The organism is Enterococcus sp. DIV0660C (assembly GCF_017316125.1).
Classification (GTDB): Bacteria; Bacillota; Bacilli; order Lactobacillales; family Enterococcaceae; genus Enterococcus_B.
The window spans coordinates 1-12,072 of sequence record NZ_JAFLWA010000002.1; the positions used below are offsets into that span (position 1 = coordinate 1).

Annotated in this window: 9 protein-coding genes; 7 read left to right on the plus strand and 2 right to left on the minus strand. The window is 36.8% G+C overall.

The features are described 5' to 3' along the window. Positions 1 to 45: 45 nt before the first annotated feature. On the minus strand, positions 46 to 1,245 hold the full coding sequence (locus DOK81_RS00010) for a YdcF family protein (protein WP_206906966.1): 1,200 nt from the start codon (positions 1,243 to 1,245) through the stop codon (positions 46 to 48). Positions 1,246 to 1,406: 161 nt separating this feature from the next. Continuing rightward, positions 1,407 to 2,714 carry a serine hydrolase gene (locus tag DOK81_RS00015; RefSeq protein WP_206906968.1) on the minus strand — a complete coding sequence of 436 codons (1,308 nt, stop codon included), beginning with the start codon at positions 2,712 to 2,714 and terminating at the stop codon, positions 1,407 to 1,409. Positions 2,715 to 3,213: 499 nt separating this feature from the next. On the opposite strand from DOK81_RS00015, the gene DOK81_RS00020 reads away from it, so the two are divergent. The 7 genes from DOK81_RS00020 (at position 3,214) to DOK81_RS00050 (ending at position 11,949) form a co-directional block, all read left to right on the plus strand. After that, positions 3,214 to 4,335 (plus strand): hypothetical protein, encoded by a 1,122-nt coding sequence (locus tag DOK81_RS00020; RefSeq protein ID WP_206906970.1) that lies wholly within the window; start codon positions 3,214 to 3,216, stop codon positions 4,333 to 4,335. Between the two features lie 538 nt (positions 4,336 to 4,873). Next, on the plus strand, positions 4,874 to 5,074 hold the full coding sequence (locus tag DOK81_RS00025) for a cold-shock protein (protein WP_206898494.1): 201 nt from the start codon (positions 4,874 to 4,876) through the stop codon (positions 5,072 to 5,074). A gap of 350 nt (positions 5,075 to 5,424) precedes the next feature. Next, entirely contained in the window at positions 5,425 to 8,205 is a 2,781-nt protein-coding gene (locus tag DOK81_RS00030; protein WP_206906972.1) for a helicase C-terminal domain-containing protein, read from the plus strand. A gap of 52 nt (positions 8,206 to 8,257) precedes the next feature. Continuing rightward, positions 8,258 to 8,785 carry a DUF5590 domain-containing protein gene (locus DOK81_RS00035; protein WP_206906973.1) on the plus strand — a complete coding sequence of 176 codons (528 nt, stop codon included), beginning with the start codon at positions 8,258 to 8,260 and terminating at the stop codon, positions 8,783 to 8,785. Between the two features lie 19 nt (positions 8,786 to 8,804). After that, entirely contained in the window at positions 8,805 to 10,001 is a 1,197-nt protein-coding gene (locus DOK81_RS00040) for a pyridoxal phosphate-dependent aminotransferase (protein ID WP_206906975.1), read from the plus strand. Positions 10,002 to 10,035: 34 nt separating this feature from the next. Next, positions 10,036 to 11,334 carry an asparagine--tRNA ligase gene (gene asnS / locus DOK81_RS00045; protein ID WP_067483937.1) on the plus strand — a complete coding sequence of 433 codons (1,299 nt, stop codon included), beginning with the start codon at positions 10,036 to 10,038 and terminating at the stop codon, positions 11,332 to 11,334. A 231-nt stretch (positions 11,335 to 11,565) separates the two neighbouring features. Next, positions 11,566 to 11,949 (plus strand): YccF domain-containing protein, encoded by a 384-nt coding sequence (locus DOK81_RS00050; RefSeq protein WP_206906977.1) that lies wholly within the window; start codon positions 11,566 to 11,568, stop codon positions 11,947 to 11,949. Positions 11,950 to 12,072 lie beyond the last annotated feature (123 nt).

Sequence of the window (12,072 nt, forward strand, 5' to 3'; positions counted from 1 at the left end):
TAGACTTGCTTTTTATTTATTGGAGCTAGGTACTTCTTTCACGACTTAATTAAACAGCGTGACTAACACAAGTAACAAATCAAATAGGAAAATCAACGAACATGCAATTAAATGCCGCTTTTTATTCATCATTAAAACAGCAATATATTCTCTAAGAAAAGCATTTGGCAAATAATACAAAGCTGTTTTTGAACCGATTCCGTTTGCCTTTAGTTGTGCTTCTCGTGCATACATTCCTGCACGAAATATATGATAGTTATTTGAACTGAAAATTGCTTGATAAGGGCCGTTCATTAGACGATCCATGATTTCCTTAGAAAAACGCATATTTTCTAAAGTAGTCGTTGAATTTGTTTCAACAAGAATCTGATCTTCTGGAATGCCTTTTTTTAACGCATAATCTTTCATTGCAACGGCTTCAGGCAATTTCTCATCAATCCCTTGTCCACCAGACATCAATAGCTTTGGTGGATTAAGTGTCGCTCGCTCTTGTGCTCGGTAAAAGGCGATTGCTTTATCAATTCGTTGTCCGAGTAAAGGGGATACTTTTTCGCCACCTAAAAGCCCCGCACCCAAAACGATGATGAAATCTTGGTTGAACCGTGGGCGATTAAATTGGTACAGAACAGAAATTGTCAAGAAATTATAAAATACGACGAACAAGTAGAATAAAATCATTGGCACAACACTGAATAGAACATTTGCCCATTGTGGCAGATATTGAATTAAGAAAAGTTCAGTTAACAAAAAGATGGTTAAGAAAATGCCAAGTAATAACGTCAATAAATTTGCCAGTGAATGCGATTCTTTTTTTAGTACCACTATCCCATTCCAAAATAAAACAACAATCAGTATATATAATCCAAATAACAGGATTAAAAGAAGGGGAATAGCAATCAAGGCAAGTAGTCCACCAATGAAAACATTCTCTGTTTCAAACAATAGCATGACTAAGTAAATGCCAAAACTGATGAGAAATAAATTAAATAGCCACCCATTTAGTAGGCGCCTTTTCTCCGTAAAATAAAAAAAGGCAAAAATACTAAAGAAAAACAAGGGAATCATAAAAAAAAGTGAATGATAGGAAATTTCTAATACAATCAGATAAGTCAGCAATACGCCAAAAGACCATGTACTACCATAGAAAAAAAGTGCGGGATCTTTTTGTTTTTTCCGCCAATAATAAACACCAACAATGCCTAAAAAATAGAGAGCCATAAAAGCAAGATCTCTGGTTAAATTCATACGTTCAACTCCTTTTTCATTCATTAAGTATAACGAAATTTCTATAAAAAAGCTTTTAATAAAACCAAAAAATGGAAAGAAAGTGAGAAACAAAAAAGCGTGAGAGCCTTTGTCATGTGACAAACGCTTCTCACGCTAAATGAGTGGAAGTTTACTCAGGATCAAAAAAGATTTGTAAAAAATTCAGCAACATGACGCCAACCAAGAACAAAAATATTGGCTTTTTCGACTTTAGCAGTTGTGACGATGTCGGTAGCTGGTGCATCTTTTTCGTCTAAATAGCCAAGCTTATCATCTGCTAAAGTAATTATAGCAGTTCCGACTTTTGTTCCTTTTTCTGCAGGTGCTTGAATTTGTTTATCTGTCAATGAATCTTTTGAAAGTGTAGGTGTAATGTTCAACTTTCCTGTATCCATATCATTACGGACCCAAACTTTAACTGGTGACTTAAGTGCGACTGGAACAGATTGTTCTTTTCCGTCAAGAACATCGATCGTTTTCATGTCTGGGATACTTGCTCCAGCTTTTCCTAATTCTTTTTCGGACCAGTTGTCGTAGCAGTAGTCCATCAAGTTCGCAGTAGCAGTAAAGCGAGCACTTGGATTTTCTTCGTGACCATCTGCATTCAACACAACAGTGATTACACGACGATCATCTTTCTTGATCGTACCAACAAAACAGGCACCAGCAAAATCAGTTGTTCCTGTTTTTAGTCCATCAACGCCTTCTTTGTGATTGATGAATCCCGGAAGCATCCAGTTCCAGTTCACCATTTCAACTGGTGAAACAGTGTCCTCACCAAACATTTGAGTCGCAGTACTTGTGACCTCTAAAATCTCTGGGTAATCTAGAATCAAATGGCGAGCAACAATAGCAACATCACGAGCAGAAAGTTGATTTTCGTCTGTTTCGGAGCTGCCAGGGTAGAGATTGTCACCTAAATAGCTATTATTTAGTCCAGAAGCATTGACTAGAGTAGCGTCTGTGATTCCCCATTTTTTTAATTGTGATTGCATCATCTCAACAAATTTAGGTTCGCTACCAGCTATTTTTTCAGCAAGTGCAACAATTGAGGCATTAGCAGACTGAATTGCAGCAGAATCAAAAAGTTCTTTGACAGTATACGTGTTTTCTTTGTGCAATGGAACATTTGATAGATCCGGTGTTACACTTAGTTCCTCGGCATAATCTGAAATGGATACTTCATCATCCCAAGCAAGTTTTCCATTTTTAACTTGGTCAAGAATGATGTAAAGACCAATAATTTTTGTGACTGAGGCAATTCCCATTGGCGTATCACCATCTTGGTTATACAAAATCTTGCCGGTTTCGGCATCAATTGCAAAAGCTGCTTTTGCGCCAACAGAAAACGTGTCATCAGCCCTAACAGTTAATGTGGGGAAAAGGGAAGCAACACATAAGATGAGGCTAGCAAACAGAACAACTAACCGTGTTTTTTTTATGGACATATTCGGTCTCCTTATTGATTTCTTTTCGTACAAATTAAAATTTTATCAGAGAGTGTGGGGACTTTCAATGTTTCTGAAAAAAACTTTAGATGTGATCGAATCAGGAGACGAAGAGTTAAATAGGAATAGAATTAATCGTTTTTTACGCGTACTTTAGCTGGTTGTGGTTCAAGTTCAACAACACGACTAGCGACAAATGCGAATAAGCTCATCATACTTAATAAACTAAAAATAATTAGTAATTGCATCGTTTTCACCTCGTTTAAGTTAATTATCAAGCTATTTTTGAAATTTTTCTATTTGATGATTTCACTGTAACAGTTAATTTTGAATCATTTGCTGTGAAGATGAGAGGAAAGAATGGTTTAAATGTGAATAAAACATGAATGATTGAAAAAAGCGAAACCGTTTGCTGGAGTTAATTCGTTTTATTGGGTTGAAAAAAATTGTTGTGGTAGACTTTAATTGTAGGAATGATTTTTTTAGGAGGGATACGTTTATGACAAAAATCGATAAAGAATTGTTGTCTCAGTTAGCTTCAGAAGGTGCAAAAGGTCCGTTCGTCACAATTATGTTGAACACACACGTTTCACATCAAGATGTTGAAAAAGATCAAATCAAATTTAAAAATTTTGCGAAAGAAGCCAAAAAACGTTTTGAAAAAAAATACTCAAAACATGAGTGGACTCCATTTAAAGAAAAGATTGAAGAAATCCTAAATGATGCTTCATTTTGGCGTAGTGGCACAGAGAGCGTGGCAGTTGTCTTAAATGAAGAGCAATCGTATATTTACCGTCTAAGTATTCCAGTTGATGATCAATATTATGTTAGTGATTTACCTTATTTATTGGCAATCATCAAAAACGCGCAATTCAACTATTCTTATTATTTATTAGGGTTGAATCGTGATTCCATGAAGTTGTATAAAGTAAACAACAAGATGGTCAAAGAAATCGAATTACCAGAAGATGCACCGGTAGACATCGTAACAGCTTTAGGCGACGAATTAACAGGTGGGAATCTAAACTTTATTACGAGTGGAAAAGCTGGGACTTCAAAAGAAGGCATGACATTCCATGGAGTTAGCACAAAAGATGAAGAAGTCAAAATCGATTGGATTAACTATTACCAAGCGGTAGATAATTATTTACGTGATACATTTGAAAATCCAGAAAAATGGCCGATTTATTTATTTGCCTTACCAGAAAATCAGGCTGTTTTCAAAAAAGTAGCCAAAAACCCAGATTATCGTTCAGATGTTGCTGTCTCAGCGTCACCAGCTCAATTATCGTTAAAAGATATTGAGGTTGGTGCACAACGTTTGTCAAAAGAATTGGCGGATAAAGAAGCTGAAAGTTATAATAAATTATTGGATAAAAAATTCATTGATCAATTAGTGGATATTGTTCCAGCGGCGAAAGAAGGTAAAATTTCGCATTTGTTTATTGCAACTTCTAATTTAGTTGATGGCTTTGGTGAAGATCCAGAAACAGAATATGATCGACGTCAAGTTTTGAATCAATTAGCTGACGATGTCATTGAGACAGGCGGACAAGTCTTTATCTTGGATCAAAAAGAATCGCCTGATGAAAAGAGTTTGGTGGCGATTTTGAGATATTAAGGAAGGCTATTTGAGGAACAACGTGAATAAAGGTTGCGGCACAAAATGTTCAGCTCTGCCAAAACAACAATCAAGTATTCAAAAGAGTTTTACTACTTTAGTAAATAAAGAAATATTTTGATTAAACTGGTGAAATAAGAGTAGAAATGGCGCATAAAGATTATGCAGGAGCGCAGGCAGTTTCTAGGTAGTATAAAAAGCTTGCTCTGTTATTTCTCCTATTTTTGCTAAGAACAAGAAGTCAGACGTTGCGCTGGTTTCTTGTTCTTTTTTTTTGCGTATCCGTTTCCTTTCTTAATAATCAAAAAACTTCAAAGAAAATCGTTCGAATTCTACTTAAGGTGGGAATTGTGAAAAAATTGATTTTTTTTAAATAAATGTTCTAAAATTCTAGCTATTCTAATAGATGTGTGGTATATTAATAGTCGTAGTTTCTGTTCGGTAATTATGGTAGCTTGTTTCAAATAAACATCTTCCAGATATTCACCATACAAGTAATTGCAAAATATGTGTTTGAAACACAAGGAGGATTTTTATTATGGAAACAGGTACAGTTAAATGGTTTAACTCAGAAAAAGGATTTGGATTTATCACTGCAGAAAACGGAAACGACGTATTCGTTCATTTCTCAGCTATCCAAGGCGACGGATTCAAAACTTTAGAAGAAGGCCAAGCAGTAACTTTTGATGTTGAAGAAGGTCAACGTGGACCTCAAGCAACTAACGTTGTTAAAGCTTAATTAACCTATAAATTAAACAAAAGCTTGGAGTAGTTATCTTTTTGATAATTATTCCAAGCTTTTTTATTTTGTCGTATTTGTTTTTTTTCTTCATTCAACAAGCAAGTAACCAATTTTTATGGAAAAAATAAGAGCAGGATGTTAGGACGAAAATTCTTAGTCTTTTTTGTTATAAAAGTTCAGTAGCTAGTTGAGAAAGAGAGGGGGAAAAAAGCGTGAATCATTTTTGAACATTCATTCTGTCTTTTAAGGTGAAACACTTTTGTCCCAGCCTCTTCTTTGTAGTATAATTTCAAAAGAAACATCCGTACTAAAAAGTAAACGAAGCGGCAAGAGAAGAGGAAATTATTTTGAAACCAACAACTTATGCGGTCGTCGATATTGAAACGACTGGGACGAACCCAAAAGAAGATCGGATCATTCAATTTGGCTGCGTCATGATTGAAGCTGGTCGAATCACTTCACGCTTTTCGATCGACATTAATCCGGGGCGAAAGATTTCAAAACAAATCCAACATTTAACAGGAATTTCGAACCAACGCGTCCAACATGCGCCTTATTTTGAAGATGTCGCACCGACGATTTACAATCTCTTAGCAGAAACAGTATTTGTCGCACATAATATTTACTTTGATTATAAATTTTTAAATCAAGAATTAATGCGGTGTGGTCTTCCAGAATTGAAGATTCCGGGGATCGACACGGTTGAATTAGCGCAGATTTTTTTACCAACAGAACCAAGTTTTCGTTTGAGCGATTTATCGGAAAGCTTAGGATTCATTCATGAAAATCCACATCAGGCTGACAGCGATGCGGAAGTGACTGGTCAGCTCCTTTTGCTGATTGAAGAGCGCATGCGTCAGTTGCCATTAGTTACATTGGAAGAGGTTGCCCGACTAAGCAAATACACTGGGATGGATACGAGTCGATTCATCGCACGTGTTGTTGAAGAAATGAAACAGCAAGTCCAGCCATTAGATGATTCCATTGAAATCATTGATGGAATCGCATTACAGAAAAAGCAAGTAGAGCTGTTTTCACAGATTCACTATGGTACGCAAACTTATCCAAGAAAAAAACAGGCAAAAGAGCGAATGTTTGGCGAAACATTGATGTATCGCAAAGAACAAAATCGTTTGATGAATGCAGTGTACGATCACTTCACTAAAAAAGAGGAACAAAAAAACTTGATGATCGAAGCTGCGACGGGAATGGGGAAAACGATTGGCTATTTGTTGCCACTAAGCTATTTAGCAACACCTGAGAAGCCTGCTATTATCAGTACTGTTTCCTTAGTTCTTCAGCAACAAATTGTCGAGAAAGACATTCCTTTGCTGAACCAATTACTGGATCAGCCAATCCAAGCGACTATCATCAAAAGTTTTCGTCATTATATTGATCTTCAACGTTTGAAAGCGACGTTAAACGAAGCACCTAGTCAAAAACAATATGCATTGTATCAAATGTCGGTTTTAGTTTGGTTGACACAAACTAAAACAGGTGATTTAGATGAATTACATTTGACGAATCTGAACCATCTCTTTTTCCACGATATTGCCCATCGTGGAGTTCATTTTTTAGCGCCGAATCAGCCATTTTATGAACAAGATTTTGTTCGTTTTTTATTGGAAAAAGCAAAACAAAGTAATTTTTTGATTGTCAATCATGCATTTTTAGTCCAAGAAACGTTACGCAAAGAGCCGTTGCTACCTGAAAGTCCTTATTTACTGATTGATGAAGCGCATCATTTGCCTGAGATTGCCGAAAAAATCAATGATCGAAGATTGAGTGTCGCACATTTCTATAAACAAGTTCAACAGTTGAATGAGGAAGGACAATTATTCGACCGAATGAGTAGTTATTTGCCGGATAACCATGAAGTGACTCGCTGGTTACAGATTTACCGACAGGAATTAGTTTCTTTATGTGAAGCTCAGTTCACGATTGCAGAAGGATTGACGGAGTTGTTGAATCAAAACGAAAACCATCATCAAGAAGAGGTCATGGTAACAAAAGAATTGTTAGATGAGTTACCATTTGAGGCAGGGATTGCGATTGACCATTTGCAATTATTTTATCGAGAAATCCACCAGCTTCATGAACAATTGAAATTAAGCTTGGAAATCATTCAAGAAAGCTGGTCAAATCAAATGCGCTTGGACTTAGCCAATTTGTATGCTTTGTTTGACCAATTAGACACGCAACAGCAATTTATGGAGCAGTGGTTGGAGGATTGGCGTGAACAGTTGATTCATTGGGTTGTACTTGGAAGTGGTCCACAGCAAATGATGTTTCATCTACATGATTTTCAAGCAGCGTTATTACCTACAACTGTTTGGTATCCAAGATATCAACATATTCTTTATATTGGCGGTACTTTGAAAATTGGTCCAGATCGGAACTATCTTTCAAAACGACTGGGTATTGAAGGAACGCCCTTGAAAGTGATTGCTTCACCCTATGATTATGAAAGCCAAGCAAGAATTTATTTGCCAACAGAAGCACCTGCAATAAACCAAGTAACAAGTCAGGATTATATCGAATATTTGACCAAAACATTAACGGGGCTGATCAAGCGAGAACAGCGACCTATTTTAGTCTTGTTCACCTCGCATGATATTTTGCAACAGGTCTATCAAAAGATGCATATGAGAATGTTGGAACAAGGTAGAGAAATATTAGCACAAGGATTTGGCGGAAGTCGCGAAAAATTATTGAAGCGATTCATGTTGTCAGAAATGAGTGTTCTTTTTGGTGCTGACAGTTTTTGGGAGGGGGTAGATTTACCTGGAGATGCACTCCAAATTGTTGTGGTGACACGACTACCTTTTGACAATCCAAAACGACCAATGGTAAAAGCTAGAAATGCCTATCTTGAATCTAAAGGTATCAATCCTTTTTATCAGGAATCAGTACCTAAGGCAGCTTTAAAGTTACGTCAAGCATTGGGGCGGCTGATCCGTACCGAAACTGATCGTGGTGTGTTGTTGATTTTGGATCGTCGATTGCTCACTGCAAGATATGGTGGAAGAATGCTACGTTCCTTACCAAAAAAGGTAAAAGTCCAAGAAGAACCAATCGAAGTAATTTACCAAGAAATCAGTGAATTCTTAACAAAAAAAGAAGAATAAAGTCAATACAATCTTCCTATTTTGGGAGAAACATCTGTTATAATGAAAGGCAATGAAGATAAAGGAGCGACGATCCTTGAAGAAAGAATCAAAAAGAGAAAGAACCATTAATCGTGTATTGATTAGTTTGATCGTATTTTTATTAGCAGTAATTGTCTTTAGTTCGATTTTTTATTTACGATCAAATCGCCCTTACGCACAGGCGGAAAAAGAAGCGACTGCTCTTGCAAAAAAATATGCAAATTTGGAAAATGTGGACAAGTTTTACTGGTACACACGTGAGAAAACTTATTTTTCTCTAATGGGTACGAATGAAAAAAATCAAAAAATTGTGGTCATCATTCCAAAATCTGGTGATAAGGTGAAAGTTTTGGAACAAAACAAGGGTTTAACAGAAGAAGAAGCTAAACAAAAAATCCAAGAAGCGCATCCAGAAGCTGTGATTGAAAAAGCAACACTAGGAATTTTTGAAGATCAGCCTGTTTGGGAAGTTGTTGCTAAAGGGACAGACAATTCATTAAATTATTACCTGATTACATTTGAATCAGGGGACGAAGTGAAAACCATTCAAAATATCTAATTGTGAAGGGACGAAAAAGATGGAACTATCTAAGAGAGCACAACGTTTAGAGCCTTCTGTGACACTTGCAGCGGCAGCTAAAGCAAAAGCACTGAAAGCCCAAGGTAGAGATATCTTGAGTTTAACAGTCGGTGAACCAGATTTTGCAACACCTGAGAATATTCAGGAAGCTGCCATCCAAGCTATCAAAAATGGGAAAGCAAGCTACTATACGCCGACTGCTGGAATTCCAGAGTTACGTCAAGCAATTGTTGATTATTTAAAGCAACAGTATCAGCTTGATTATCAGACTTCACAGACCATCGTTACTGATGGAGCGAAGTTTGCCCTATACACGCTTTTTCAAACAATTCTTGATCCGTTAGACGAAGTGATTATTCCCGTTCCTTACTGGGTAAGTTATGGGGAACAAGTCAAATTAGCTGAAGGTGTTCCAGTCTTTGTCCGCGGAGAAGAAACAAATGCGTTCAAAGTGACAGTAGAGCAGTTAGAGGCTGCCCGTTCAGGCAAAACAAAAGCTGTGATTATCAATTCGCCATCTAATCCGACAGGGATGATTTACACCAAAGATGAGCTTTTGACAATTGGAAAATGGGCTGTTGCAAATAATATTTTGATTGTTGCAGATGATATTTATGGTCGTTTAGTTTATAATGGCAATGAATTTACTCCAATTGCCACACTAGGCGAAGCAATTCGCAAACAAACGATTATCATCAACGGTGTTTCAAAAACATATGCCATGACTGGTTGGCGAATTGGTTACGCAGTTGGTGATCAAACAATCATTGATGGAATGATTACGATTGCGTCACAATCCACTAGCAATCCAACAGCAGTCAGTCAGTATGCTGCGGTTGAAGCGTTAAGAGGAGAGCAGGATACGGTGGAAGAAATGCGTCAGGCATTTGAAGAACGTTTGAACCGTTTATATCCATTAGTGGCAGCATTGCCAGGTGTCAAACTTGCGAAACCACAAGGGGCTTTTTATTTATTTCCAAACGTGAAAGAAACTTTAGCTATTTGTGGGTATAGTAATGTGACGAAATGGGTCGAAGATCTGTTAGAAGAAACAGGGGTTGCTTTAGTTACGGGTGAAGGATTTGGTGCAAGTGAGAACGTTCGCTTAAGTTATGCGACAAATCTTGGAACGCTTGAAGAAGCCGTGTTGAGAATTGCTCAATTTATTGAGAGTAAAAGTCAAAATGAATCCTGAAAGTAAAACAGGAAGAAAAAAAGGAGAGTCATTCGTGGAACAAATTCAAATTATTGATTCGAAAAACCATGTAGGAGAAACTGTGACAATTGGTGCATGGGTTGCTAACAAGCGCTCAAGCGGAAAAATTGCTTTTCTTCAATTAAGAGATGGAACAGCCTTTTTCCAAGGTGTAGTTGTCAAAAGTGAGGTACCAGAAGAAGTTTTCCAAACTGCTAAGAACTTACACCAAGAAACAGCTATTACTGTTACTGGTGAAATTCGTGAAGATAGCCGTTCAAAATTTGGGTATGAAATTGGGATCACTAACATTGAGGTAGTTGGTGAAAGCCATGATTATCCGATTACACCCAAAGAACATGGGACAGATTTTTTGATGGATCACCGTCATTTATGGTTGCGTTCATCACGTCAGCATGCAATCATGCAAATCAGAAATGAAATCATTCGTGCCACATACGAATTTTTCAATGCGAATCAATTTGTTAAAATTGATCCACCGATTTTGACTGGTTCAGCACCAGAAGGAACAACTGATTTATTTGAAACAAACTATTTTGATCAAAAAGCGTATCTTTCTCAAAGTGGTCAATTATACATGGAAGCTGCTGCAATGGCATTTGGAAAAGTCTTTTCATTTGGACCAACATTCCGTGCAGAAAAATCAAAAACACGTCGTCACTTAATCGAGTTTTGGATGATTGAGCCAGAAATGGCTTTTACTCATCAAGAAGAAAGCTTAGAAGTTCAAGAAAAATATGTAGCTTTCTTAGTTCAAAGTGTCTTAGATAACTGTGACTATGCGTTAGATGTACTTGAACGTGATAAAGAAGTTTTGAAATCTTATACTAAGTTACCTTTCCCACGTATCACGTATGATGATGCAATTGAATTATTGAAGAAAAATGGATTTGATGATATTGAGTGGGGCGAAGACTTCGGTTCACCACACGAAACGTTTATTGCGAATTCATTTGAGCAACCAGTTTTCATTTTAAACTATCCAAAAGCAATCAAACCTTTCTATATGAAACCACATCCTACCCGTGAAGATGTTGTGATTTGTGCAGACATGATCGCGCCAGAAGGTTACGGCGAAATCATTGGTGGTAGTGAACGTGCAACTGATTACGAATTTTTACTAGAACAAATTCGTGAGCATGGCTTAGATGAAAACGAATATTCTTGGTACCTTGACTTGCGTAAATACGGCTCTGTACCTCATTCAGGTTTTGGTTTAGGGTTGGAACGTACAGTTACTTGGATTTCAGGAATTGATCATGTGCGTGAGGCCATTCCATTCCCTCGTTTGTTGAACCGTATTTATCCATAAAGGTTGTAAAAAAAGTGTCCAACTCCAGTAAACAAGAATAAATTGTCAGAAATTGCTTTTCAAATTTTTGAGTGTTTAGACTGATTTATCAGAGCTACTTCTTGAACACCTTAAATAAGAATACAACTTAATAAAAAGAGTTTAAAAAAGAAGTATGACGATACTGTCATGCTTCTTTTTTAGTATTTTATGCGATAATAGATTTAAGTAACTTTATAAAAGGAGAATAGTATGAGCTGTTTAGGAAATATTTTATGGTTTATTTTTGGAGGATTAGTTGGGGGACTTGGCTGGCTGATTGCGGGCGCATTATGGTGTATCACAATTGTTGGAATTCCAATCGGATTACAATGTTTCAAACTTGCTTCTTTATCTTTTGCCCCATTTGGAAAAGAAGTGATCTATCATCAAAGTGGCTTTTCATTGATTGTCAATTTGATTTGGTTGATTGTGTCAGGTCTTCCTTTGGCGTTAACGCATATTGTAAGTGGTTTGATTTTGTGTATCACAATTGTAGGTATTCCATTTGGCAAACAATCATTTAAATTGGCTCGTTTGGCGTTGATGCCATTTGGAGCAGAGATTGTCGCAAGTAATCACTATTATTTTGAGTAACAAATTGAAAAGCGGACAAAACGATTTTCGTTTTGTCCGCTTTTTTTTGACAGGAAACGTAAAATGTCAAATAAAAGAAAAAAAGAGAAGGCTTCCAGTTGACATATGAATGTGCGTTCATTT

Bases quoted from the DNA above. Each gene is read 5' to 3' on its own strand.
- DOK81_RS00050 (WP_206906977.1), top strand. From the start codon at position 11,566: ATGAGCTGTTTAGGAAATATTTTATGGTTTATTTTTGGAGGATTAGTT.
- DOK81_RS00035 (WP_206906973.1), top strand. From the start codon at position 8,258: ATGAAGATAAAGGAGCGACGATCCTTGAAGAAAGAATCAAAAAGAGAA.
- DOK81_RS00010 (WP_206906966.1), bottom strand. From the start codon at position 1,245: ATGAATTTAACCAGAGATCTTGCTTTTATGGCTCTCTATTTTTTAGGC.
- DOK81_RS00040 (WP_206906975.1), top strand. From the start codon at position 8,805: ATGGAACTATCTAAGAGAGCACAACGTTTAGAGCCTTCTGTGACACTT.
- DOK81_RS00015 (WP_206906968.1), bottom strand. From the start codon at position 2,714: ATGTCCATAAAAAAAACACGGTTAGTTGTTCTGTTTGCTAGCCTCATC.
- DOK81_RS00020 (WP_206906970.1), top strand. From the start codon at position 3,214: ATGACAAAAATCGATAAAGAATTGTTGTCTCAGTTAGCTTCAGAAGGT.
- DOK81_RS00025 (WP_206898494.1), top strand. From the start codon at position 4,874: ATGGAAACAGGTACAGTTAAATGGTTTAACTCAGAAAAAGGATTTGGA.